This is a genomic window from Halomonas sp. HMF6819, from assembly GCF_044335525.1.
Lineage (GTDB): Bacteria > Pseudomonadota > Gammaproteobacteria > Pseudomonadales > Halomonadaceae > Vreelandella.
In genome coordinates this window covers 532,731-558,169 of the sequence record NZ_JBIQVY010000002.1, presented here as the reverse complement: position 1 = coordinate 558,169, position 25,439 = coordinate 532,731, and the positions used below count along the sequence as shown (strand labels likewise).

Sequence of the window (25,439 nt, the reverse complement as noted above, 5' to 3'; positions counted from 1 at the left end):
AATTAGAAAAATGCAGTTTTCCGTACCTGACATTCACCACTCCCTGTAATTTAAAAGCTTACGCGCGTACTTCCCCCGTAGCCACCAGCCACAAGAACCCCTCTTTATCGATCACACTGCACCCGGGCTTGTTTTCCGCGTCGCTCAGTTTGGCGGCGCTGCGCCGAGGACCTGAGACAAAGTAATCAAGGTTCTTGGTCACTGACTTACGAACGAGGAAACCATGCGCCGTGGCCGTTTTCTCAAGCTCGGCACGGGTCTTGGCATCAAATCCAGAAAAGGTAATTTCGGGATCACCTTCACGCATCAAGCCTGGCGCTTCGCTACGCTGGCCCCTTCTAACCTCAGTGGCATATAGCCGTTCCTCGCCTTCCAGAAATGCAACAACGCGATCCAGCTTAAAAGTACGAATTGCGTTTCGCTCAAGGCAGATACCTCGAATGGTTCCTGAGGTGAGCTTGAAATTGATCAGCTCACGGGTGCTTTCCTTCCCATTTGCATCGCGGTAGATGAACCGCAATCCGCCCGGTTCATGAGACGGCGGTACTTCCGTGGCGTCCGGTTCGTCATCAGCGTCACAGAGGTCATCAGGATAGTGAGTCAGAAGGTGATCGCGCAGTTGGTCGACAGGTAACTCAACCTCATCAAGTGGAAGCCGAACGGGTCCTTGCATATCGCGGAGCGCGAATTCACGTTCGGGAGCGTCGAGAGGATCGTCTTCAAGCGTCCCGGCAAGATGCGAATCGCATACTCTTGCCACATGAACGCCAAAAGGTTCAGCTTCACTTGGGTATGCAATCTCAATGAGAGGCGTTGCAATGCGATGCCATGAGCCGACCGGCGCCTGAACGCGCTCTGGCTCTGGCTCTGGCTCTGGCTCTGGCTCTGGCTCTGGCTCTGGCTCTGGCTCTGGCTCTGGCTCTACAGGGTGATGTTGCGCAGACGGCGGCACTAACAGTGTGTAAGGTGTGCCCGACACCGTAGTGGGGGCGTTTCGTTTAACAGCCCGCCAGGAAAGAACTAACGGTACAGCTAGAAGTGCGAAGAAAATCAAACCAGCGATCATGCCAGCCAGGCCAACCGGCTCACCTTCCGCATCAGGCGCCCCGATTAGCGAGCCAAAAAACATGGCGCCGCCAATCAAGGCGAGGGGCGATAAGAGCATGGCGCACAAGTGGCGCAGCCACCATGGCCTTCCGTTCCGCTTCATTGATCTAGTGAGTAACCACCAAAACGCTATGCAGATCAAAGCGCCTGCTAAAGCTGCAAGTTCCCCCATCCCCCTACCTCATTTTTTAGTTGTTCAAACCACCCGACAAACCTAAATCCCACACCGCCCCAAAATCTCCAAATCCCTCATACACCGCGACTCAAAAAGGCCACTGCACAAGTACCCCCTCCTGTTCCGAATTGATGCATTCGTATAGAGACTGGTAACTCTCCCAACCATCGTGTTGCATGTTGCCCATACACCAGTCGACGACAGGCGGATAGATCCTGTCCCATGCCTCGCGCAACAGCTGATAGGCGATCTTTTCTTGCTCCAAACACGACTCATAAACATCGTGTTCGGAGTACTCGTTCGTTTCACGGCAGTCGGTCTTGATATCGAGGTGAGGCACATCATCGGCGCTAACGGGTAATGCCAGTGCCCCCCATAAAGCGACCCACCCGACGCTAGCTGCTCGAACCGCGCTCTTCATCATCACACCACCCGCTCAGTACGAATCTCACACTGCCCCAGAATCTCCAGATCATGCATATCCTAGGGATTGATCATCTCCGGCTGGAACAGCTCATTATCACTCATCAAACACAGTGCACGCCCCGGCTAGCCGCTGAACCCGCTCTATACTAAGCTCGACACTCACCGGTAGCAGAAATACCCCTTTCTACTCCGGGCCATGGTTTGCTCGGTTCCCCGCGCCCGCCCTTCTGTACTCATCAACACATAACAAACAGGGCAGCTCTACCGCTCGCCACCTTCGGTTCTGTTAAGCAAGCTTAACCCACCATCCCTTACATCACTATCGCAATAGCGTCCAGCGGATATCGGCAGCAGCGGCCGTCGAAAATAACAGCCCGAGCAGTAAGCAGAGCCTGGCTAAAAATTTCATGTCAGGTTCTCAGGTCTATTTGCATGAATTGGTGCAGTAAGGCTTTAGCTCATTGATGAGCGCATCAAGACCGGGGCTCTCGTGTTCGTAGTAAATGCCAAGAAAGTTCTCGCTCCACTGCGTGCCGTACTCAGTTTGCGTTTTGACATCCGCGAGTGAGTCGATATCAATTAGGCTGGCCATGGCATCCAAGGCCTGCTCGCGTTTGATCTCGATATCGATTGAACGGTCCTCGAGAAGCTGGCCTTCCTCTTGGTTATGCAAGTTCTTTACCTGGTATGGAACGGCCGTAACAGAAACGCTTTCAATAGGGGTATGGGCAAAAACGTTATAGATACCGTATGCCGCCGCGCGCCAGTTCTCATAGTAATTAAAGATATCCGGCGTACCTTCGATCATTACCTTTGAAAGACGATAGTGCGGTATCGAAGCGTCCAGCATCTCGAACGTATTGTTTTCAGCGTGGTAGTCATTGTGAGCCTCGATCAGTTCCTCGACCGTTTCATACTGCTCAATGGCATCACCAAACGCGGCACCGGAAAAAGTTACCAGTCCGGCAACCAGTAGTTGTCTGTACTGCATTGCGTTCCCCTTCTTGTAGTTCTACAAACTTGTTTAAAGCACCTGCCCCAAATTCACTAAACAGCGCCCCAGTACTTCTACAAACTGTTTTTTATCCGGCGCGATCAGCTCCTTATCGTAGCGCGGGTTATCGCTGATCAGCAGCCACCCGCCCCCGGCTACGCGTTGCATTCGCTTAAGCCGGCGCTCGCCGTCCATCAAAATCAAATAGACGCCTTCCCGGCTCGGGTCGCGCTGGGTGAAGTCCACAAAACGTAATCCCCGTCGTCGATGGTGCCGGTCATGCTATCGCCCCGCGCCCGAACCCACGCGCCGGACTCTGCAGGCAACTTTAATTCGGCAAGAACGGCCCTGTATGTGGAAGTAGCCCAGCACCTTCTCGTCTGCAAAATCCCGGCCGCTACCAGCAGCGCACTCGACGTCGTACATGGGAATTGAAGCGACATCGTTTGATGCCCTACCCGATAAATCCAAAACACTCCCACCAGAAGTCGAACGGCCATTCTCGATAATGTATTTGGTGTCTACACCTATTTTTGAAATAGCTGCCAAATAGTCCGCTTTAGGGCTCCTTTTGTCGCTTTCGTAAAGCATTTGTGTGTTTTTGGCTATGCCAGCCAATTCTCCAAAGCCCGTCTGGGAGAAGCCTAACCTTAGCCTTTCTTCCCTAAACGCGTTCCAATTGAACTCATATAGTGTCAATCCCTATTGAATAATGAAATCGTTCGATTCCATTATTCAAAACATCAGCCCAACGTTAACCAAATTGTACCACTCAAGGAGCCCCGACCATCAGGACTCGACGGCAAAGCGAATCAAGTCGTGGTAGCGAATTCGACGAAGAGCTCGATTATGCAGAGTATGGACCAACAATAGATCCAGCTCGTCTTGGGTCGGCCGCCGTTCCCGATCTTCAGGGTTGCCAATCAGACCCGCCCGTTTCAGGCCCGACAGCCACCCACTCACCTTCGTCTTGAAGTCAGCGTTCAAGCGTTCTTCTACCACTGCCGTCGTGATCGCCCCAGAAAGGAAAAGCACGTCGAGCAACGTGGTGGATGGCTTGACGCCATCGACTGCAATGCGAGTTTCACAGAAAACCTGTAGTTTTAGAAAATTCAGCTCAGTGATCAACGTTTCACCACCCAGACCCCGCTTGATATTGTTGGCCCCTGTCTGGTTTTTACGGCCACGGTTAGAGGTTCGATCCAGGTGGGCCAAGTGCCATTGGCACAGGTCATCGAGAGTCGGCACGCTACCCTCAACCCACGAGCCCCGCTTCGATGAGATCTTCGACCTGGCGTGCCCACTTCTGGGCCCGGGCTTTGGTGCTGAAGGTTTTGCTCTGGGAGGGGTGGCCTTTCTTCCGTACAATAGCCCGCCAAGCCCCACCACGCCGCTGAAAACTAGCCATGAATGTACCAAGGTTTTCGAAAAATGAGTGTCAGCCACCTATTGGTACACTGGCGGTACACAAGGAGCGGTTTTATACAGTACCCAGTGGTATTATATATGTATATTTACACAGTTAAAGGCTTTGCCTAAATGACTGAATTTACTAGAAACACCAGTGCCGACACCGCCCGCCGGTTTTCTGTAGCGCCCATGATGGACTGGACGACCCGCGATTACCGCGCGTTCGCCCGTACACTGACCCGCCGCACCCTGCTCTACACCGAGATGGTGACCACCGGGGCGATTCTGCACGGCTCGCCGCGCGAGCGCTTTCTGGGCTACACCGAGGTGGAGCATCCGATTGCGCTGCAACTTGGCGGTAGCGACGCGGGTGAATTGGCCGAGTGTGCGGCGATTGCCGAGCAGTGGGGCTATGACGAGGTGAACCTGAACGTGGGCTGCCCCAGCGATCGGGTGCAGAACAACCTGATCGGCGCGTGCCTGATGGGCTACCCGGAGAAAGTGGCGGCGGCGGTGAAGGCGATGCAGGCGGCGGTGTCGATTCCGGTCACGGTGAAGTGTCGTATCGGCATCGACGACCAGGACGAGGACGCGGACCTGGCGCGCTTTATCGCTATGGTGGCCGAGGCCGGCTGCACCACGTTTACCGTACACGCGCGTAAGGCGTGGCTGCAGGGGCTGTCGCCCAAGCAGAACCGCGACGTGCCGCCGCTGAACTACCCGCGCGTACACCGCTTGAAAGCCGCGAACCCCGAGCTTCATATTGGCATTAACGGCGGCATCAAGACGCTCGAGGAGTGTCAGACGCAGCTTGCGCACGTCGATAGCGTCATGGTCGGGCGCGAGGCGTATCAGAACCCGTGGCTGCTGGCCGGAGTCGATCAGGCGATTTTCGGGGAGCCCGGCCCGGCCATGAGCCGGCTGGACGCGGCGCAGGCGTTTCGCCCGTACATCCAAACGCGGCTCGATGAAGGCGCGAAGCTCAACCACATCACCCGCCACCTGCTGGGGCTTTTCCAAGGCTGCCCGGGCGGGCGACGCTTTCGGCGTCACCTTTCCGAGCACGCTCACAAGGAAGGTGCGGGCCTGCGCCTTTATGACGATGCTCTCGGTCTGATCCGCGAGCCCGAAACCGCGGCATAAAAAAACCCGCCACGGCGTACCGTGGCGGGTGGGGCTTACTTAGCGCTTGAAAGGCTTGGCTTACTTGCCGGCCTTCTGGCGGTTTTCCATCACGCCCTTCTCGACTCGCTCGCCGATGGCCTGGTCGACGTTCTTCCAGTATTCGAACACCCGCGACAGCACCGGCTCTTCCACGCCGCCGGAAACGTGCCCGACGATGTTGTTCACCAGGCGATCACGCGCGGCGTCGTCCATGACCTTGTTGACCAGGTCATTGGCCTGATTGAAGTCGCCGTCGTCCGGGCGCAGCGTGTAGGCGGCGCGAACGAACTCGCCATCCGCTTCCCATACCGCGTCTTCCGGGAAAGCCTTCGGGTCGGCGTGGGGGCCGCCTTTGCTGTTGGGTGCGTAGACCGGGTCGGTCGAATTGGAGATACGCATCCGGCCGCCCTGGGCGTAGCTGTTCACCTGGGTTTTCGGCGCGTTGACCGGGATCTGCTGATAGTTGACGCCCAGGCGAGCACGGTGTGCATCCGCGTAGGAAATGACGCGCGCCAGCAGCATCTTGTCCGGCGAGAAGCCGGTGCCCGGCACCGAGTTGCTCGGCTGGAACGCCGCCTGCTCGATTTCGGAGTGGAAGTCCGTCGGGTTGCGGTCGAGCGTCATCTTGCCCACTTCCTGCAGCGGGTAGTCGTCGTGCGGCCACACCTTGGTCAGATCGAACGGGTTGATGCGATAGGTCTTGGCGTCCTCGAAGGGCATGATCTGCACGTGCAGTGTCCAGGTCGGGTTGTCACCGCGCTTGATCGCGTCGAACAGGTCGCGACGGTGGTAATCCGCGTCGGTACCCGCCATTTCGTCGGCCTGTTCCTGGGTCATGCACTTGATGCCCTGGTCGGTCTTGAAGTGGTACTTGACCCAGAAGCGCTCGCTCTTGTCGTTGACCCACATGTAGGTGTGGCTGGAGTAGCCGTTCATGTGGCGCCAGCTAGCGGGTACGCCGCGATCGCCCATCAGCCAAGTGACCTGGTGGGCGGACTCCGGCGAGAGCGTCCAGAAATCCCACTGCATGTCGTGATCGCGCAGGCCGTTATCGGCGCGGCGCTTTTGCGAGTGGATGAAGTGCTGAAATTTGAGCGGGTCGCGCACGAAGAACACGGGGGTGTTGTTACCCACCATGTCGAAGTTGCCGTCTTCAGTGTAAAACTTCAGCGAGAAGCCGCGCGGGTCGCGCCAGGTATCCGGGCTGCCCGACTCACCGGCAACCGTCGAGAAGCGCGCCAGCATTTCGGTTTTCTTGCCCGGCTGCAGAAACTTTGCGCGGGTAAACTTGCTGACGTCGTGAGTGACTTCGAAATGGCCAAACGCGCCGCCGCCCTTGGCGTGGGGCTGACGGTCCGGAATCATTTCCCGGTTGAAGGCCGCCATCTGCTCCATCAGGTAGTGGTCGTGCAGTACGATCGGGCCGTCCGCGCCGACGGAAAGCGAATGCTCGTCGCTTGCTACCGGAATGCCGGCGTCCGTGGTGGTGTAGTTGGATTTACCGTTTGTCATACCCTTCCTCCATGTCACGATCCGGGGCCTCGAGGGGCCACCTTTGTACGGGCCTTCTTGGCCACTAATGCGTTCTAACTGGCGCTTTGATCCACAGTTATAGCCAGGATGTGACCATCATGCCACGTGGCGGCGCCAAACCCTGCCTATAGTGTCCATAGCCTTAGACGATCAACTTCGCTTCTATCCGCGGTTTTAAACTATGACACTTTGGCGCCGAATTCGTGGCGCCGCTGGCGAGCTTTATTCTCGACGGCCGGCGGCGCACGCATTTCGGTACGACACTGCAATACATGGGCTTCAATACATGGGCTTCAATACAGGGCTTCAATACAGAATTTAATACATGGGATCGGTGACCGGCTCGAGACTCGACTGAAAGCTCTCGATGGCGGTTTCCGCCTCTTCGATCTCGTCGAAGCGGGCAATGTGGTAAAGCGCCTCGCCTTCGTTGGCCAGCGGCAAACGGCTCATGCCGATCACGATGCCGTCCGCCATCGAAACGACATCGCCCTCGTCGTTGCCGAAGGGGTCCGCCACCCGGCCCAGCACTTCGCCCTTGGCGACCCGCGCGCCCAAGCGCACCTTGGGTCGCAGGATGCCGTCGATCGGCGCGCGCGCCCAGCTCGAGCCGTTAGCGAGCTCCGCCGGGGCGGGCAGGCGGCGGCGCTGCTCGCCGGAAAGCATCTTGAGCCTGCGCATCACGCGTAGAATGCCGCGCACGCCCGGGGCGATCGCCCACTCGTCAAAGCGCAGCGCCTCGCCGGCCTCGTAGGTGAGTACGGGAATGCCGCGGGATTGGGCGTAGTGGCGCAGGCTGCCCTCGCGAAGCTCGGCGTTGAGCACCACCGGCGCGCCGAAGGCGTCGGCCATGCGCGCGGTTTCGCTGTCGGGTTCGAGCTGAGCGCGAATCTGCGGCAGGTTGGTGCGGTGAATGGCGCCGGTGTGCAGGTCGATAATGTGCGTGGCGTGATCGACGATCTCCTCGCGCAACAGCGCGGCGATGCGCCCGCCGAGCGAGCCCTTGTCACTCCCCGGAAAGCAGCGGTTCAAATCGCGCCGGTCGGGCAGATAGCGGGTTTGCTGCAAAAAGCCGAAGACGTTGACGACGGGCACGGCGATTAGCGTACCGCTCAGGCTATTGATCGAGCGCGAGCGCAGAAGCCGGCGCACGATCTCGACACCGTTGATCTCGTCGCCGTGAATGCCGCCGCACACCAGCATGACCGGCCCCTCGCGGCGCCCGTGGACGACCTCGATGGAGATATGCAGCGGCGTGTGGGTGTAAAGCCGCGCCACCGGCACGTCGATTTGTAGCCGTTGGCCGGGTTGAAGGGTGTGGCCTGCGATCTGAAACGGGGCTTGTGCCATGAGCACTCCTGATGGGGCGTGGGCGCGCACTGCGAGCGCCGGTGCTGGATAATCTATCGCTTATCGGCCGCTCCAGGCGTTGATTGAGCGCGCGAATGACGTCGGTCAGTTAACCATACAGTTTTGAATGTAAAACGGCGGTGTTTAAGATAAAATATCGCTCCTTCGACGTCGTTACCAGGGTTGCGTTTATGGCTAGAAAAACCAAGGCAGAAGCGGCCGCTACGCGCGAAGCGTTGCTGAACGCGGCCGAAGAGGTGTTTTTCGATAAAGGCGTCGCGCGTACTTCGCTCGAGCAGGTGGCCCGGCACGCCGGCGTTACTCGCGGAGCGGTTTACTGGCATTTCAAGAACAAGGGCGATCTGTTCATGGCGCTGATCGAGCGCGTGCGCATGCCCTTTCAATCGCTGGTCGAAGAGGTGCAAAACGTCGACCCTGACATTTTGCCGCTGGATGCCGTACACCGCGCGTGCCTGGCCGGCATGAGCCGCCTGGAGCAGCCTCACTACCGGCGCACGCTCTCGATTTTGCTGCACCGCTGCGAGTTCTTTAGCGATATCAACCCGCTCGAAATGCAAAACGAAATCAACGAAGAGTGTTTCGACGAGATGCTTTGTCTATTCGAAACGGCCCATGAGCAGCACCAGCTTCGCGAAGGCCTGACCCCGGAAGTGGCTACACGGCTTTTGCAGGCAGCGCTCGGCGGATTATTTCACGACTGGCTGCGCACACCGGACCGCTACTCGCTCAGCGAGCGCGGCGCCGAGATCATCGATGCCCTCATTTTGCTTATACGCCGTTAGCGTGGTTATCGCCCACAGCGTCCAGCAAAAAGCCCGCCTTTCGGCGGGCTGTTGCGTGATAGCCAGAACAGAAACCTTTTAGTTCGAGTGCGCCGTTTCCTGATGCTTGTGACGCAAACGCAGCTGGTTCAGGCGCTCGCGCGTCTCCATGTAGGTTTGTACCTGCACGCTACGGTACGCTCCCTCCTCTTTTAGATATTTCACTAGTACCCGGCGCTCGCCTTCGGTAAAGGCATCGTCGTGTTTGCAGTGAAGGTTTACCTTACAGCCCGGTTTCCCGTCGACCACGGCCTCGGCATGCTCTGCACCGTCGAGCGCGGTCACCTTCACGGTCACACCTAAAAGGCTTCGCCGCTTGAAGGGCGCGAAGCGATAAAGCCCGCGTGCCAGGCCCTGGCAAATAGCGGCGGCCAAGGGGGATGCTACGGCCAGTGTGGCCCAGAGAATCACCACGCCCAGCGGCACGCGCAGCATGCCCAGGTCCAACGAGCTCAGCACCAAGAGCTCCAGGGCCAGCGAAAGCGCACCGGCGAGCAGTATCAAAACGGTCAGCGCGAGCGTGGCGGGTACGCCGATAAAGCCAAGCGATACCAGCGTGCTGGCCATGTGGTCATCGCGCAGGCTGTCGCGCTCGAAAAGCTCCAGCGGTGCCAGCCGGATCAGTACCAGCAGCCAGTAAAGCGCCAAAAGGCCCAGCACGAAGGTGAAGACGATGGTCGGAAAGTTCAGAGCGGCCGAGAGAATCGGTTGCATGGCGTGCCTCCTCCAGGTGGTTGCCTGGTCGGTTTGGCCTGCTGTTATGGTATTGGATGCAGACTCAAACGTTTCATTAGCAAGTTTAGATCAAACTACTCGCCTCTGCCCAGACGCGCCTTGACACCAATCAAGCGGGCAAAAAAAGCGGGCCCGAAGGCCCGCCTGCATTACCGCGCGATCACTGAGGATCGTGGGCGATGCGATCATCATGCTCGCCGCGCCCGTCACTTTGGTCGCGCCGGTCGTTTTGATCGTGCTGTTTGCCCCGCGTCTTGCGCCGCAGCCAGTCGGCGCTGTAGGCGATCATGGCGTAGAACGTGGGAACGAACAGGCTGCCCAGGATCGCTACCGACGCCATGCCTACGGCTACCGTGGTGCCGATATGGTGACTGCTCACGTCACTCGCGCCGGTAGCCAGTGCCAGCGGCAGCGTGCCGAAGATGAACGCGAGCGAGGTCATGACGATCGGCCTAAAGCGCAGCTCCGCCGCGGTAATGGCCGCTTCACGAATGCTCTTGCCCTCTTCCTTGCGCTGAAGCTCGGCGAACTCGACGATCAGGATGGCGTTCTTCGCCGCCAGCCCCACGACCACCAGCATACCGATCTGCACGTAGACACTGGTGTCCAGCCCACGTAGCGCAATACCGGCGATACCGCCAAGAAAGGCGAACGGGGTGGCGGTCAATACCGCCAGCGGCAGCGCCCAGCTTTCGTACTGCGCCGCCAGGATCAAAAACACCATCAGAATACCGAACACGATGGCAATCATGGCGGCATTGCCCAGGTTCGCTTCCTGATACGCGGTACCAGTCCAGCCCATGCCCCAGTTGGGACCGAGGGTGTCGAGCACGACCTCTTCCATCGCCTGGATCGCCTGCGCCGAGCTGTAGCCCGGGGCGGCGCCGCCCTGGAACTGGGCGCCGGTGTAGACCCCAAAGCGCGAGACCACCGACGCGCCGACCTGGCGCTCCAAAGTCACGAACTCGGAGAGCGGAATACGATCGCCGCTGCCGCCACGCACATAGACATTGTTCAAATCGTCCGGCGTTTTACGGAATTCGTCCTCGTTTTGCAGATACACCTGGAAATTACGGTTCTGGTAACTGAAGTAGTTAACGAAGCCGTTACCGAAGGTGTTGGCGAGCGCCGAGTTGATGTTCTCGAGCGCGACGCCATAGCTCAGCGCCTTTTGCTGGTCGATGTGGGCCTTGTAGGACGGCACGTTGACGTTGAACGTCGAGAAGACCCGGGAGAGCATCGGATGCTGATTCGCCGCGCCCATGACCTGGAGCGAGGCTTCGTAAAGCTCGCGGGTCGAGGCGCCATCGAAGGACTGCAGGTAGCCGGTGAAACCGCCGGTGGTCGAAAGCCCCATGATCGGCGGCACGTTGAAGGCCATGGCGCTACCGCCATCGATACTGGCCCCCAGCTGCATGATGCGCCCGACCAGCGCGTCGGCGGTCAAGTCACGCTCGCCCCAGGGCAGCATGTTGACGAAGATGACCCCGCGCGCGGTGTTGACCGCACTGGCCAGAAGATCATAGCCCGCCACGGCCGAGGCGTACTCGACGCCCTCGATCTTTTCGATCTCGGCGCTGAGTTTCGCCATGTAGGTCTGGGTACGGTCGAGCGAGGCGGCGTCCGGCAGCGATACGCTGGCAAGCACAATGCCCTGGTCGGTTTCTGGCACCAGCGTGGAGGGTGTGGACACGTACATCCAGTACGAGCCCGCGCCGATGGCCACGGTGATCGCCAGTGCCAAGAGCCAAAAGCGTACCAGCTTTTTCACACACCACATGTAGGCCGCGGTAATACCGGCGAACAGGCGATCGAACAGGCGCAGCGGCGTGCGAATGGCGCGGCGAAACTTCGACGGCCGGTCGTGATTCAGGTTGTGCTTGATGAAGATTGCCGACAGCGCCGGGGTGAACGTCAGCGCCATCAGCGCCGACAGCGCCACCGAGATCGACACGGTAATCGCGAACTGCTGATAGATCTGCCCGGTGAACCCACCCAAAAATGCCACCGGCACGAACACCGCCGCCATGATGAGCGAGGTCGCGATGACTGGCCCGCCCACTTCGCGCATGGCCTGAATCGTCGCATCGCGCACGGTAATGTCTTCGTCTTCGCTGATGACACGCTCGACGTTTTCGACCACCAGAATCGCGTCATCGACCACGATCCCGATCGACAGCACCAGCGCGAACAGCGTCAACAGGTTGATCGAGTAGCCGAGTACGTAAAACCCGGCGAAGGTGCCAATGACTGCCACCGGCACCACCGACATGGCGATGACGGTAAAGCGCCAGTTCTGCAAAAAGATGAACAGAATCACCGCTACGATCAAAAACGCTTCGATGAAGGTGTGAAGCACCGTTTCCACGGAGGCATCGATGAACAGCGTCGTGTCGTAAGGCGTGACGTACTCGAGCCCCGGCGGGAAGCGGGATTTCAGATCCTCCATGGTCGAGCGCACCGCTTCGGCGGTGGAAAGCGCGTTGGCGCCGGGCTGCTGGTTGATGATGATCGGCGTCATGGTGGCGCCGTTCAAACGCGCATCCACACCGTAGAACGACGCACCGAGCTCGATGCGGGCCACGTCCTGCAGGCGCAGCGACGAACCGTCCGGATTGGTACGCAGGTAGATGTTACGAAACTCGTCCGGGTCGGTCAGTCGCCCGCCGGCGGTGATCGTATAGGTGTAGGCGCGCGGCTCACCCTGCGGCGCCGAGGCCAGGTTACCCGCGGGAATCTCGGTGTTCTGCGTACGCACGGCGCTGGCGACTTCGCTCGGCGTCAGGTCGTACTGCGCCAGCTTGTCCGGGTCCATCCAGATACGCATGGCGAACTCGCCGCCGCCGAGCACCTCGGCATTGCCCACGCCTGGCACCTGACGCAGCTCATCGAGGATGTTCAGCGTGGCGTAGTTCTGCATGTAGACGCGGTTGTAGTCGCCGTTGGGCGAGATTAACGCCACCAGCATCAGAATCGAGTCCGAGCGCAGTTCGACCTGCACCCCTTGTGACTGCACCTGCTCGGGCAGTTGAGAAAGCGCGCCCTGAACGCGGTTGTTGACGTTGATGGTGTTGATGTCGCCGTCGGTGCCGATGTTGAACGCTACGCTCAGGCTCATGGAGCCGTTGTCGGAGCTGTTCGAGGTCATGTAGAGCATGTCCTCGACACCGTTGATCGCCTCGGCCAGGGGTGCTGCCACCGTTTGCGCCACGGTTTCGGCGTCGGCGCCGGGGAACTGCGCCTGAACCGACACCGTTGGCGGCACCACGCTTGGATACTGCTCGATCGGCAGTATGCGCATGGACATCGCGCCGATCAGCGTGACGATAATCGCCAGTACCGTGGCGAATATCGGTCGGCTGATGAAGAAGTTAGAGAAGTTCATTATTGCGCACCCTCTTCTCCCTCACCCGTCGGCATGCCGCCGCCGGCCATGTCGGAAGCCTCCTCGGCCTGCTCACGCTCCTCACGCGCCTCGGCTTCTTCGACGTCCTCGACGATATCGTCGGCGTCGCCATCGAAAGGCTGCGGGTCGATGGCCATGCCCGGCTCGATGCCGGAAGGATCGCCGACGATCACACGTTCGCCCTCTTCCAGCCCGTCGACGATGATCTGCCAGGGGCCGGCCACGTCACCGAGCTGAACGGTGCGCTCGCGGGCCTTGTCTTCGTCGTCCAGGGTGTAGACCCGCGGGCCCATCAGGCCCTGAGTGACGGCGATTTCCGGCACGGCGATCACGCTATAGCGCTTGAGACCGTCCAGACGTACGCGCACGAACTGGCCCGGCAGCACGGCGGCGTCCGGGTTATCGAAAGTGGCCGACGCCTGCACGGTGCTGGTGCCGTTGTCCACGCGCGAGCCCAGAAAGTCCAGCTCGCCGGCGAGTTCGGCGTCGTCGCTGCCGCTCAAGCCCGGCACGCTCAGCCGCGCGATGATGGTCGAATTGGTGTCGCTGTCGCGTAGCTGGCGGCGAAGCTCGAAAGCGTCGCGCTGGGGCAGTTGAAAGCGAACTTCGAGCGGATCGAGGGGGGTGATGGTGGCAAGCTCGGTGCCGCTGGTGACCACGTTGCCTAGGTTGATCTGGCTCAGGCTGATCATGCCGCCGACCGGGGCGGTCACGTCGGCGTAGTCCAGGTCCAGGTTGGCGCTGGAGAGCGCCGCTTCGGCCTGGGCGACGCTTGCCTGGGCGACGCGCTGGTCGGCCTGGGCCTGGTCGTACTGCTGGCGGCTCACCGAGTTCTGACGCAACAGCTGCTCAAAGCGCTCGGCGTCGCGCTGGGCGCGCGCGTATTCGGCCCGCGCGCTTTGCAGATCCGCCTGACGCTGATTCACCGTCGCCTGATAGCGGTCGGGCTCGATGGTGTAGAGCGAATCGCCCTGCTCGACCATCTGGCCGGGCTCGAACAGTCGCTCCTCGAGCGCGCCGTCGACCCGGGCGATGACCACGACTTCATTGTCGCTTCGCAAAAGCGAGGGGTAGGATTGATCGATCGGCAGATCTTGGCGCTCCACCTCGGCTACCGCCACCTTGTGCGGTGGCTTCTCCTCGGAGGATTGCTGCTGCTGTTGAGGCTCTTCATCACCACCGCAGGCCGTCAGCGCCAGCGCCGCGATCAGCGTCACTAGACTCGCTCTCGTTGAGTGAATCGCTCTTCTCATGCGTCGAATTCCCATGTATGACTCTTTTTTGGCGATCGATGATCGATGGATCGCACTTCTGACGACCGGCGTTCTGGTGACCGGTGTTTTAATAACCAATGTTCTATTCAACACGGCTTCAAGGGCCTGCCAGGCGATGCCGCCGGTCAGGCCCTCTAATATCAATACCCGCCGGGCTGACCGGCACCCACGCCGCCGTTACCAACTCCAGGCTGGCCCGGACCCTGCTGATAGCCGCCGCCCTGCTGATAGCCACCCTGCGAAGAGCCGCCCGGGCCGTAGCCACCGTCGTAACCGCCGCCATAGCCACCATAGCCGCCGGGCTGGCGACGCGCGGGGGCGTACTCAGCCGCAGAGTAGGTCGTGGAGGAAGAAGAGGATTCGCGCCGTGGCGGGGCGCCGATGTCCATCGCGTTCTCGTAGCGGTCGCCGTCGCTGGTTTCAGGCAGCGTGAAATTGACGTCTTCGCCGGTCAGCCAGCCGTTGACCTCCTCGAGCGCCGCCACGTCCAGAAGCCCGGACTGCTGGCGCAAAGAGAGCAGGTTGATGACGTAGTCGTAGCGTGACTCGGCGTAGTTGGCGATCGCGTTGTACAGGTTCTGCTCGGCGTTGAGCACGTCGACGATGTTACGCGTGCCCACCTCGTAGCCGGCCTGGGTCGCTTCCAGCGCGCTTCGGGTGGAAACGATCGCCTGTTGGCGCGCGTCGACGGTTTCGACGTTGTTGCTCACCTGAGTGTAAAGCGAGCGCACCTGCTGAATGGTGGTGCGGCGCTGGGATTCGAAATCGTACTGGCTACTTTCGAGCTGGAAGGTGTTCTGGCGAATGTTGGCGCTGGTGCTACCACCGGTGTAGAGCGGCACGCTCGCCGACACGCCGACCTGGCCCGAGGCGTCGTGGCCGCTCAGGTAGTCGATATCGGAATCTGCGTACTGGTAGTTGGCGAAGGCCGAAAGCGTCGGCAGCCGCCCGGCGCGGGCGATCTCGACGCCGGCGCGAGACACCTCGATACCGGCGCGCTGGGCCAGCACTTCGGGGTTTCGCTCGAGCGCCTGGTCGACCCAGTAGTCGCGCTCGCTAGGTGCGGGCAGGCCAATGGGCATGTCGCCCAAGGATTCGATATTGGCGTAGCGGCGCCCGGTGAGTCGCTCCAGGGCTTCGAAAGCGACCTGCAGGTTGCTCTCGGCGGTTATCCGCTCGGCGCGGGCCTGGTCGAAGCTCGAACGCGCCTCTTCCACTTCGGTAATGGCGATCAGTCCAACCTCGAATTGTTCGCTGGACTGCTCGAGCTGACGGCCGATCGCCCGCTCCTGGGCGCGCCTGGCTTCGAGCACCTCGTAGGCGCGAAGAATATCGAAATAGGCCGTGACGACATCGATCAGAAGCTGCTGCTCGGTCGCCGCCAGGATGTAAACCTGCTGGTCGATCTGGCGCTCGGCCTGGTCGACCTGACGCGCCGTCGCGGCGTTAAAAAGCGCCTGAGTGGCCTCAAGCGACAGCGACAATGAGTTGTAGCTATCCTCCTGGCCACGCCCGCCGCCGGTTGCGGCACCTGCGCCGCCGCCGGTAGGTGCGCCGGTTTCCAAACCACCCGCTGACTGGCTTTCGAACTGGCGATTGTGCGCCGCGTTACCCGAGGCGCTCACCTGGGGCAAAAGCTCGCCGCCCACGACGTCGCGAGCCGCTTCGACACCGGAAAACTCGGAGCGGGCGGAGGCGAGTTCGGCGTTGTTATTGAGCGCGTCGCGGGTAATGGTGATCAGATCCGCCGCTTGAACGGGCAGCGCGATCGAGCTTGCCAGTACGGCTAACATTAAAGGGCGAAGGGGGGCATTGACTGCCCAGTGTGCCAGTCGCATGGGAGTGCCTCTAGGTGTCAACGTGGAATGGTGCGCCACACAGTGAGCGTGTGAAAGGGTGGCATTATAGTTACATTCATGTATGTATGCTAGCCTTGAAGTTCGACCAAAACTGTGTCCGGCCAAACGTCAAGTCTAACGCAACTTACTTTAGTCAAACGCGTAAAAAGTACGCTTTTCTCGCGCCCGTTTTTCGCCCGCCCTTCCCTATCAGACGCTCGAGCGCTCCAGCGTTTTTACACAGCGCTCGACCCCGCCAAGGTACATGTCGCCAAACAGCAGCACGTGATTGAGCAGCGGATAGAGCTGAAAAAGCGCTTCGCGACGGGGCCAGTCCTGCGGGGCGAAGCCGTTCCAGTAGGCATCGAAAAACGCAGCGCCGGGCTCGCCAAACAGCGTCAGCATGGCGATATCCACCTCGGGATAGTGGCGATACACTGCGGGGTCGATTAGCGCGGGACCCCGAGCGGTATAAAGCACGTTACCCGTCCAGAGATCGCCGTGCACTAGACACGGCGAGGCGTCCGGCAGCCACTGTTCGAGCGTTTGCGCCTGAGTGTTGATGCGCGCGTAAAGCTCAGGGGTGATAAGGCGCTGATCGAGACAGGCGCGAGCGAGTGCCAGCAGGCGGCGCTCGCGCTGGAAGGCGCGGCCGTCGCTCATGGGCGCGTTGGGTTGGGGCGTGCGTCCGCAGGCGTTGTCGTGTAGCCAGCCGTGCTCGCTGCCGATCACGCCGTGAAGCTCGCGAAGCCCTTCGCCAAGCTGGATATCCCCCAAACGAGAGCGGGGTACGGTGTGCAGCGCCTCGATTACCAGCCACTCGCCAGCCTGGCCGAGCACCTCGGGGATGATCAGCGAGCTGCCCGCTCCTTTCAGCGCGCGAAGCCCTTCGGCCTCGCCGCGTAGGCGCGCCGGGTCGTCCTGCTTGATCACCACCGTCCCCTCGGCGGTGTCGAGCTCGAACACCGCGGCGATATCGCCGCCGCTCAAGGGCGTCAAGCCACCGCGGGGCGAAAGCTGCAGCACGCTTAGAATCTCGAGTAGCTCGGCGTTCATGGCGCTCTCCCCGTGGTCGATGGCAGCCTCGATCGAACAATGGATCGAGGGATGAATCGTGCGGTGCCAAAACCCTACAGGGATAAGCTTATATCAGGCAATGCCGTGGCGCTCGTCGAGCGCCTGGCGATAGCGCCGGTAGACGTGGCGGTAGGCGTCGACGCGCTCGGGGTCGGGTTCGGCAAGCGAGGCCGCATCCAGATGCACCAGTCGCTGGCAAAGCGCCTCGAGTGTGGTGCCCTGTGACTGCTGCTCGCACCAGGCCGCCTGCAGGGCAGCGCCGAGCGCGGCGGCGTCGGTGATGTCCGGGCACACCACCTCGGTGCCGGTGATATCCGCCACCATCTGGCGCCAAACCGGGCTTTTGGCGCCGCCGCCACTCAGACGAATCTGGCTCGCCCCGGCGGTCAGATCGCCCAGCAGATCCAGCCCGTAGCGAAGCCCAAAACTCGCGCCTTCGACCACCGCGCGGCACAGATTGGCCTGAGTCATGTTCACGCTCGTAAGGCCTAAAAAATCGCCGGCGGCGTTGGGCAGCATCGGCACCCGCTCGCCGTTGAAAAACGGAAGGCAGGTCACGCCGTCGGCGCCGATCGAAGCCTTTGCTACCCGCTCGCCAAAGGCGTCGAGATCGAGCCCAAAAAGCTCGCGCACGCGGGTCGTGGCGGAGGTGACGTTCATGGTGCAGATCAGCGGCAGCCAGCCGCCGTGGCTTGCGCAGAAGTTGGCCACCATGGCGTTATCGCTTTCGACCGGCTCGGGCGAGTAGGCGCACACCGTGCCGGAGGTGCCCAGGCTCAGCGTGACGATTCCGCGGGCGATATTGCCGGTGCCGATGGCGCCGAGCATGTTGTCGCCGCCGCCGCTCGAGACCACCACGCCGTCACTTAGGCCAAGCTCCGCGGCGATGCGCGAGCGCACCACGCCCGCGGGCTCATAAGGCTTTAAAAGGCGCGGCAGGACCCGGTTTGGGTCGAGCTCCGGGGCGATCTGGCCAAACACCTCGGTTTGCCAGGTGCGGGCACGGGTATCGAAATAGCCGGTGCCCGAGGCGTCGCCGGCCTCGGTGACCCGCTCGCCGGTGAGCCAGAAGTTGAGGTAGTCGTGGGGCAGTAGAATCGTGGCGATGCGTCGGTAGGCGTCGGCATGATGGCGTTTGAGCCAGGCGAGCTTGGAAGCGGTATAGCCGGTTTGCAGCACCAGGCCGAGTTTGTCCAGACACCCCGCCTCGCCGCCCAGGCGCTCGACAAGCGCGGCGTTCTCGCCGCTGGTCTCGGTATCGCACCAGAGCTTGGCCGGGTAGACCGGCACTCCGTCGGCGTCGAGGGCCACCATGCCGTGCTGCTGGCCGGACACGCCGATGGCGCGCACCGCGCGGGCGTCGATCCCGGCGCGCTCGATGGCATCAAAGAACGCGCCTCTAAAGGCAGCGAGCCACTCGGCGGGGGCCTGCTCGCGGCGCCCGTTCGGCCCTTCTTCGAGTCGGTGGGCGCGGCTGGCTTCACCGAGAATGCCCCCTTTCTCGACGTCCAACACCACCACCTTGGTGCTTTGGGTGCCGCAGTCCACACCGATGTACATCACGAGCTTCCTTTAGAGGCGATCAGTGCTTGAAGCGTAGCGCGCGCTCCGCGTTCGTGCAGCAGTGAAAGCGCCTCACGATACGCTGCCATGAAGCGCGGGCTGTCGGCCAGATCGCCAAAGAGCTCGCGGTTTTCGACGAACGCCTCGGGCCGGGTACGGTTGTTGCGGGCAATCGCCATCAGCGGCTCGCGCAGCGCATCGACCACCTCGATCGGCTCGCCCTGCTCGTCCACACCCTCGGCGTAGCGCGCCCAGCTGGCCACGACCGCCGCGCTCAGCGCTATTTCACCCTCGTGGTCGAGCTGGTGGCGAATCACCGGCACCAGCCACTTGGGGATACGATCCGAGCTTTCGGCACAAAGCCGTGCCAGGGTGTCCCTGATTTCCGGGTTGGCGAAGCGCTCGATCAGCGTGCGCTGGTAGGCGTTAAGATCGATGCCCGGCACCGGCGCCAGCGTCGGCGCGCCCTCCTCTTTCATGTAACGGCGCAAAAACTCGACGAACAGCGGGTCCTGGCAAACCTGGTGGGCGTAGCGGTAGCCCGCCAGATAGCCAAAATAGGTCAGCGCCTGATGGCTCGCGTTCAAAAGCCGCAGCTTCATCAGCTCGAACGGCTCGACGTCGTTGACCAGCTGCACGCCGGCCGCCTCGAAAGGCGGGCGGCCCAGCGGGAAGTAATCCTCCAGCACCCACTGAGTGAAGGGCTCGCACACCACCGGCCAGCCGTCCTCGACGTCGAAGCGGCGGGCAAGCTCATCGATATCGTCGGCCACGGTGACCGGCGTGATGCGATCGACCATCGAATTGGGAAAGGCGACCTCGCGAGCGAGCCACTCGCCGAGCTCGCGCTCACGCGCCGCCGCAAACGCCGAGAACATGCGCCGTGCCACGTCGCCGTTGCCCTGGATGTTGTCGCAGGACATGACCGTGAACGGTGAAAGCCCCCGCGCGCGGCGGCGCACCAGCGCCTCGACCACCAGCCCAAAGGTACTGGCCGGGCGATCCGGAGCGCTCAGATCGCGCTTTATGAGCGGGTTATCCAGATTGAAAGCGCCGCTGACCGGGTGAAAATTGTAGCCGCCCTCGGTCACGGTGAGCGACACGATCCGGATGGCCGGGTCCGCCATTGCCTCGATCACCGCGTCCGGATCGTCCGGGGCGAAAAGATAATCGACCATGCTCCCGATCACGCGGGGCTCAAGCGTACCGTCGGCGTGCTTCACCACCAGCGTATAAAGGTGATCCTGGCGTGACAGCACCTCCTGCATGCGCTTGTCGCCGGGCATTACGCCCACCCCCACAATGCCCCAGTCGAGCGCCTCGCCCTGGTTCATCAGCGTGTCGAGATACATCGCCTGGTGGGCGCGGTGAAAGCCACCCACGCCGATATGCACGATGCCGGCGCTCACGGCGCGGCGATCATAACTCGGCACAGTCACCGCGGCGTCAAGCGCGGTCAGCGCGTTTTGCGTGAGCCTAACCATGGAAGTCTCCTGAAAAAAAGGGGGCTGAACGACAAGCGTTAGGAGCGCTTACGCGGAGGAGTTGGCGGTGAGCGCGCCGGCACTCCAGGACGCGACGAGCGCGCCGAGCTCATCGAAGCGCGCGATCACCCGCCAGGCGCCGGCGTCACGTAGCCGCTCGGCCTGGCGCTCATCCAGGTGGCTGGCACCGACGAAGCCGACTACGGTCAGCCCGGCGGCGACGGCGGCGCGAACGCCGGCCACGCTATCCTCCACCGCCAGGCACGCCTTCGGGGAAAGCTCGATGTTTTTTGCCGCCAGCAGGTAAAGGTCCGGCGCGGGCTTGGGGTTTGCCACCTGCTCGGCGGTCACGATCAGCGCCCCATCGAGTACCCTGTCGAGCCCCGTGGCGGCAAGCGAGGCCTCGACCCGGCGGCGGTGACTGTTGGAGACCACGGCGGTGACGAAGGGACACGCTTCGATCGCCTCAGCCGCGCCTTCGATGGCGCACAGTTCACGGCTCAAACGCGCCTCGATGGCCGCATCCACCTGGTCGACGGCATTATCTGGCAGCGCATGGCGGCTCAGCGTCTGCAGTTGGGCGACGATATTGGCGGTGGTCATGCCGAGCGCCTGATTCAGCTCGGCGGCGACGTCCACGTCCGGCAGCCACGCTTGAAGATGCTCTTGCAGGGTATTCTCGGCGAGGATTTCGCTGTCCACCAGCACCCCGTCGCAGTCGAAGATAACGGCTCTCATGGCGCCGCCTCTTCGCTTTGGGTACCGGCCTCGGCGCGGTTGTCCTGGCGGGTGAGCGCGGCCAGCGGGTGCGCCTTCAGGCTTTCGAGCGCGCGCCCGGTTTGGTCGAACAGGTGCGCCCGGCTCGCGTCGAAGCCAAAACGCACCGAATCGTGCACGCGGTAGGCGACGTCGCCGTCGGCCATGATCGTCAGAAGCTGGCCCTCCATCTCGACGTAGAGCGAAGTTTGCCCGCCAAGGCGCTCCAGTACCTGAATGCCCCCGCCGAGCGTGCCGGCCTCCTCGATCAAAAGGTGCTCCGGGCGCACCCCGAGCTCGAGCGTGGCGCCAGGTGCGACGCCTTCGCCGTTGACCGGCACATGGCAGGCAGCGCCGCCGGGCAGCGTCACCTCGACGCCGTCCGCGCCGGCGGACACTACTGTCACCGCGAAGAAATTCATTTTCGGCGAGCCGATGAACCCCGCCACGAAGCGGTTTCGCGGGTGATGATAAAGCGCCATGGGCGAGCCCACCTGCTCGACCACACCGTCGTGAAGCACGACGATCTTGTCCGCCATGGTCATCGCCTCGATCTGGTCGTGGGTGACGTAAATCATCGTGGCGTCGAGCTCCTCGTGGAGCTTGGCGAGCTCGATGCGCATCTGCACTCTGAGCGCGGCGTCCAGATTCGACAGCGGCTCGTCGAACAAAAAAATGCTGGGGTTTCGAACGATCGCCCGGCCGATGGCGACCCGCTGTCGCTGGCCGCCGGAGAGCGCCCGGGGCTTTCGATCCAGAAGCGGCTCGAGCTGCAGAATCTTCGCCGCCTCGAGCACCCGGGCGCGGCGCTGCGCCTTGGGCACCCCGGCCAGGCGCATGGAGAAGCCCATGTTGTCCTCAACGCTCATGTGCGGGTAAAGCGCGTAGCTTTGAAACACCATGGCCAGGCCCCGGTCGGCGGGGCCGACGTCGTTCATGCGCTCGCCGTCGATCAGAATATCGCCGCTGGTAGCGCTTTCGAGCCCGGCGATCATGCGCATTAAAGTGGATTTGCCGCAGCCGGAGGGGCCGACGAACACCACGAACTCGCGGTCCTCGACGTTCAGATTGACGCCCTTAATGACCTCGGTGTCGCCAAAGCGTTTGACGATGTTGTTGAGCGCAAGCGTTGCCATGAAAAACTCCTTACTTGACGGCGCCGAAGGTCAGGCCACGGACCATCTGTTTTTGGGTCATCCAGCCAAGGATCAGAATGGGCGCGATCGCCATGGTCGAGGCCGCCGAGAGCTTGGCCCAGAAAAGCCCTTCGGGGCTTGAAAACGAAGCGATGTAGGCGGTTAAGGGCGCGGCCTTGGACGAGGTCAGGTTGAGACTCCAGAACGCCTCGTTCCAGCTCAGAATGACCGACAAGAGCCCGGTGGAGGCGATGCCGGGCAGCGTCAGCGGCAACAGCAGATACACCACTTCCTGAAGCGTGGAGGCGCCGTCCATCCGCCCGGCTTCGAGGATGTCCCGCGGCATGTCCTTGAAGAAGGTGTAGAGCATCCACACCACGATGGGCAGGTTCATCAGGGTGTAGACGAGAATCAGCCCGGTGCGCGTGTCCAAAAGCCCGACGTCGCGAAAGATCAGATAGATCGGCACCAGCACGCCGACCGGCGGCAGCATCTTGGTCGAGAGCATCCATAAAAGCGTGCCCTTGGTGCGCCGGGTGGGTAAAAACGCCATGGCGTAGGCCGAGGGAATGGCGATCAAAAGCGCCAGTGCCGTGGAGCCGAAGGCGACCGCGACGCTGTTGAGGGCGAAGCGCGCGTAGCCCGAGCGCGCCTGCACCGCCTGGTAGCTTTCGAGCGTCGGCGAGAAGAGGAAGCTTGGGTCGGCGATCGCCGCGGTTTCGGTCTTGAAACCGGTGAGCACCATCCAAAGGATGGGAAAGAAGATCACTAGCGCCACCGCCCAGGCCAGCAGCGCAAGCAATACCCGCTTGAAACGACCCGAGCCGCCGGGGGCGGCGTAGGAATTGGGCGTACTCATAAACAATCGCTCATGTCAGTCATCCAGGTTCTTGGCAACCATGCGCACCAGAAAGATCGCCACGATATTGGCCAGAATGATGGCGACCACCCCGCCGGCGGAGGCGATGCCGACATCGAAATCCAGCAGCGCCCGGATATAGATCAGGTACGCCAGATTAGTGGTGGCAAGCCCGGGCCCGCCGGAGGTGGTGACGAAGATCTCGGCGAAGATCGTGAGCAAGAAGATCATCTCGATCATGATCACCACGCTGATCGCCCGCTTGAGGTGCGGAAGCGTGATGTAGAAAAAGATCGCCACCGGCCCCGCGCCGTCCATGCGCGCCGCCTCGACCTGATCCTCGTCCAGCGACTGGAGCGCGGTGAGCAGAATCAACAGCGCAAAGGGCAGCCACTGCCAAGCGACGATGATGATGATCGAGGTCAGTGGGAGTGACGAGAACCAGTCGATTGCCGGCAGGCCGAACTGATTGGAAAGCCAGGCCAGCACCCCGCTCGAGGGGTGCATCATCATGTTCTTCCACACCAAGGCGCTTACCGTGGGCATGACGAAAAACGGCGAGATCGCCAACACCCGGGCCACGCCCCGGCCCAAAAACGGCTGCTGGAAAAGCACCGCCAACAGTGTGCCGCCGACCACGGTAATGGCGAGCACCCAGCCCACCAGCAAGAGCGTGGTGCCCATGGCGGACCACAGCGCCGGGTCGGTGAGCAGGTACTCGTAGTTTTCGAATCCGGCGAAGCCGGTCATCCCCGGCATCAAAAGGTTGTAGCGCTGGAAGGAGAACCAGACGGTCATCCCCAGCGGTATCAGCATCCATAAAAGCAGCAGCGTAACGGCGGGCGCCTGAAGCGACAGCGCCCTGAACCCGCCGACCCTGCGGCCCGACGCGCGTGTTCTGGTCATGGCAAAACCTGCCCGCAAGCGTGAAAACGAAAAGGCGCCCGCGGTGGCGGGCGCCTGAGGGTCAGTCGTAGTAGCCGGCGCGCTGCATGGTGCGCTCGGTGGCGCGCTGAGCGCTATCGAGGGCCTGCTCGACGCTGGTGTCGCCGGTCAGCGCGGCGGCGATGCTCTGGCCGACCTGAGTGCCGATCGACTGGAACTCGGGAATGTTGACGATCTGCACCCCGGTATAGGGGTTGGGCTCGAGGGTCGAGTCGGTGGGGTCGGCGTCCTGAATCGCCTGAAGCACGAAGTCGGCAAACGGCGCCGCGTCCTGGTACTGTTCGTTGGCGTAGGTCGACTCGCGGGTGCCCGGCGGCACGCTGGTCCAGCCCTCGGTGTCACCGACCAGCTCGATGTACTCTTTCGAGGTCGCCCAGGTGATGAACTCTTTCGCGGCGTCCTTTTTCTCCGAGGAGGCCGGGATCGCCAGCGCCCAGGTCCAGAGCCAGTGCGAGCCCTTGGGCGTTTCAGCCACCGGCGCCGGCGCAAAGCCAAGGTTGTCGGCCACGCTCGACTCGTCCGGGTCGTAAAGCTTGCCGGCGGCGGAGGTCGCATCGACCCATATGGCGCAGTTGCCGCGGGCAAAGAGCGCCAGGTTCTCGTTGAAGCCGTTGGAGCTCGCCCCGGGCGGCCCGTAATTACCCAGCAGATCGACATAAAATTCGATGGCGTTCTGCCAGGGCTCGGACGTGAGCTCCGGCTGCCACTCCTCATCGAACCAGCGCCCGCCGTAGGTGTTGACCAGGGTGGTCACTAAGGCCATGTTCTCGCCCCAGCCGGGCTTGCCGCGCAGGCAGATGCCCGCCAGCCCCTCTTCGCTGCCGTGCAGCTGCTCCGCCCAGTCGCGCACCTGATCCCAGGTGGGCTGATCCGGCATCTCGATACCGGCCTGCTCGAACAGATCCTTGCGGAAATACATCATCGAGCTTTCGGCGTAGAACGGCAGCGCGAACGGCGTGCCATTCAAGCTCAGGCCATCGCGCACCGAGCCCAGCAGATCGTCGATGTCGTAGTCACTCGGCAGGTCGTCCAGCGGGGCCAGCCACTCGCGCTCGGCCCAGATCGGCGCCTCATAAGCGCCGATGGTCATGACGTCGAACTGGCCGCCGCCGGTGGCGATGTCGGTGGTCATGCGCTGGCGCAGGACGTTCTCCTCGAGCACCACCCAGTCCAGGGTGATGTCCGGGTGCTCGCTTTCAAACGCGTCGGTCAAACTCTGCATGATGACCATGTCGTTGTTGTTGACGGTGGCCACGGTGATTTCGGTTTGGGCCTGGTCTTGTGACTGAGCCTGGGCCTGACCTGCCAGCGCGATACCGGCAGCCAGCGCGCAAAGCGGCCAATGAGGGGCGAAACGCATACGGC

At 61.8% G+C, this 25,439-nt stretch carries 21 protein-coding genes; 2 read left to right on the top strand and 19 right to left on the bottom strand.

The window, feature by feature from the left end; all coding sequences use genetic code 11:
• Positions 1 to 58 precede the first annotated feature (58 nt).
• From ACGLWX_RS08530 to ACGLWX_RS08510, 5 genes are all read right to left on the bottom strand, one after another.
• Positions 59 to 1,279 (bottom strand): hypothetical protein, encoded by a 1,221-nt coding sequence (locus ACGLWX_RS08530; protein ID WP_396238960.1) that lies wholly within the window; start codon positions 1,277 to 1,279, stop codon positions 59 to 61.
• Positions 1,280 to 1,370: 91 nt separating this feature from the next.
• Positions 1,371 to 1,706 (bottom strand): hypothetical protein, encoded by a 336-nt coding sequence (locus ACGLWX_RS08525; protein WP_396238958.1) that lies wholly within the window; start codon positions 1,704 to 1,706, stop codon positions 1,371 to 1,373.
• A gap of 426 nt (positions 1,707 to 2,132) precedes the next feature.
• Positions 2,133 to 2,699: a hypothetical protein gene (locus ACGLWX_RS08520; RefSeq protein ID WP_396238956.1), complete on the bottom strand. Its 567-nt coding sequence runs from the start codon at positions 2,697 to 2,699 to the stop codon at positions 2,133 to 2,135.
• Between the two features lie 33 nt (positions 2,700 to 2,732).
• Positions 2,733 to 2,948 carry a helix-turn-helix transcriptional regulator gene (locus tag ACGLWX_RS08515; protein WP_396238954.1) on the bottom strand — a complete coding sequence of 72 codons (216 nt, stop codon included), beginning with the start codon at positions 2,946 to 2,948 and terminating at the stop codon, positions 2,733 to 2,735.
• A 543-nt stretch (positions 2,949 to 3,491) separates the two neighbouring features.
• On the bottom strand, positions 3,492 to 3,950 hold the full coding sequence (locus tag ACGLWX_RS08510; protein ID WP_396238952.1) for a hypothetical protein: 459 nt from the start codon (positions 3,948 to 3,950) through the stop codon (positions 3,492 to 3,494).
• Positions 3,951 to 4,241: 291 nt separating this feature from the next.
• On the opposite strand from ACGLWX_RS08510, the gene dusA reads away from it, so the two are divergent.
• Positions 4,242 to 5,255, top strand: coding sequence for a tRNA dihydrouridine(20/20a) synthase DusA (dusA, locus tag ACGLWX_RS08505; RefSeq protein ID WP_396238950.1), 1,014 nt, complete (start codon positions 4,242 to 4,244; stop codon positions 5,253 to 5,255).
• 60 nt (positions 5,256 to 5,315) lie between these two features.
• Here the strand turns inward: dusA and ACGLWX_RS08500 are convergent, their stop codons facing one another.
• Together ACGLWX_RS08500 and ACGLWX_RS08495 are read right to left on the bottom strand one after the other, a co-directional pair.
• Positions 5,316 to 6,788 (bottom strand): catalase, encoded by a 1,473-nt coding sequence (locus ACGLWX_RS08500; RefSeq protein WP_396238948.1) that lies wholly within the window; start codon positions 6,786 to 6,788, stop codon positions 5,316 to 5,318.
• Between the two features lie 339 nt (positions 6,789 to 7,127).
• A complete protein-coding gene (locus ACGLWX_RS08495; RefSeq protein WP_252106655.1) occupies positions 7,128 to 8,159 on the bottom strand; it encodes a succinylglutamate desuccinylase/aspartoacylase family protein in 1,032 nt (343 codons plus the stop codon).
• A 191-nt stretch (positions 8,160 to 8,350) separates the two neighbouring features.
• Between ACGLWX_RS08495 and ACGLWX_RS08490 the strand changes: the two genes are divergently transcribed.
• Entirely contained in the window at positions 8,351 to 8,962 is a 612-nt protein-coding gene (locus tag ACGLWX_RS08490; RefSeq protein WP_396238946.1) for a TetR family transcriptional regulator, read from the top strand.
• A 78-nt stretch (positions 8,963 to 9,040) separates the two neighbouring features.
• On the opposite strand, the gene ACGLWX_RS08485 is transcribed toward ACGLWX_RS08490, so the two are convergent.
• From ACGLWX_RS08485 to ACGLWX_RS08430, 12 genes are all read right to left on the bottom strand, one after another.
• Positions 9,041 to 9,715, bottom strand: coding sequence for a hypothetical protein (locus ACGLWX_RS08485; RefSeq protein ID WP_396238944.1), 675 nt, complete (start codon positions 9,713 to 9,715; stop codon positions 9,041 to 9,043).
• A 181-nt stretch (positions 9,716 to 9,896) separates the two neighbouring features.
• Positions 9,897 to 13,121 (bottom strand): efflux RND transporter permease subunit, encoded by a 3,225-nt coding sequence (locus ACGLWX_RS08480; RefSeq protein ID WP_252106652.1) that lies wholly within the window; start codon positions 13,119 to 13,121, stop codon positions 9,897 to 9,899.
• Positions 13,121 to 14,395 (bottom strand): efflux RND transporter periplasmic adaptor subunit, encoded by a 1,275-nt coding sequence (locus ACGLWX_RS08475; RefSeq protein WP_396238942.1) that lies wholly within the window; start codon positions 14,393 to 14,395, stop codon positions 13,121 to 13,123. The genes ACGLWX_RS08480 and ACGLWX_RS08475 overlap by 1 nt, the downstream gene beginning before the upstream one ends.
• A 161-nt stretch (positions 14,396 to 14,556) precedes the next feature.
• Complete coding sequence (locus tag ACGLWX_RS08470; protein ID WP_396238940.1) at positions 14,557 to 16,254, bottom strand: TolC family outer membrane protein; 1,698 nt, start codon at positions 16,252 to 16,254, stop codon at positions 14,557 to 14,559.
• Positions 16,255 to 16,464: 210 nt separating this feature from the next.
• Positions 16,465 to 17,310, bottom strand: coding sequence for a fructosamine kinase family protein (locus tag ACGLWX_RS08465; RefSeq protein WP_396238938.1), 846 nt, complete (start codon positions 17,308 to 17,310; stop codon positions 16,465 to 16,467).
• Between the two features lie 93 nt (positions 17,311 to 17,403).
• Complete coding sequence (gene xylB, locus ACGLWX_RS08460) at positions 17,404 to 18,891, bottom strand: xylulokinase (RefSeq protein ID WP_396238936.1); 1,488 nt, start codon at positions 18,889 to 18,891, stop codon at positions 17,404 to 17,406.
• Complete coding sequence (locus ACGLWX_RS08455; protein WP_396238934.1) at positions 18,891 to 20,378, bottom strand: mannitol dehydrogenase family protein; 1,488 nt, start codon at positions 20,376 to 20,378, stop codon at positions 18,891 to 18,893. Before ACGLWX_RS08455 ends, xylB begins: the two co-directional genes overlap by 1 nt.
• Before the next feature lie 48 nt (positions 20,379 to 20,426).
• Entirely contained in the window at positions 20,427 to 21,116 is a 690-nt protein-coding gene (locus ACGLWX_RS08450) for an HAD family hydrolase (protein WP_396238932.1), read from the bottom strand.
• On the bottom strand, positions 21,113 to 22,270 hold the full coding sequence (locus ACGLWX_RS08445) for an ABC transporter ATP-binding protein (RefSeq protein WP_396238930.1): 1,158 nt from the start codon (positions 22,268 to 22,270) through the stop codon (positions 21,113 to 21,115). The genes ACGLWX_RS08450 and ACGLWX_RS08445 overlap by 4 nt, the downstream gene beginning before the upstream one ends.
• Positions 22,271 to 22,280: 10 nt before the next feature.
• Positions 22,281 to 23,129 carry a carbohydrate ABC transporter permease gene (locus tag ACGLWX_RS08440; RefSeq protein ID WP_396238928.1) on the bottom strand — a complete coding sequence of 283 codons (849 nt, stop codon included), beginning with the start codon at positions 23,127 to 23,129 and terminating at the stop codon, positions 22,281 to 22,283.
• Positions 23,130 to 23,144: 15 nt separating this feature from the next.
• Positions 23,145 to 24,035, bottom strand: a complete 891-nt coding sequence (locus ACGLWX_RS08435) for a carbohydrate ABC transporter permease (protein WP_252106644.1) — start codon at positions 24,033 to 24,035, stop codon at positions 23,145 to 23,147.
• A gap of 61 nt (positions 24,036 to 24,096) precedes the next feature.
• Positions 24,097 to 25,434 (bottom strand): ABC transporter substrate-binding protein, encoded by a 1,338-nt coding sequence (locus ACGLWX_RS08430; protein ID WP_396238926.1) that lies wholly within the window; start codon positions 25,432 to 25,434, stop codon positions 24,097 to 24,099.
• Between the last annotated feature and the right edge of the window lie 5 nt (positions 25,435 to 25,439).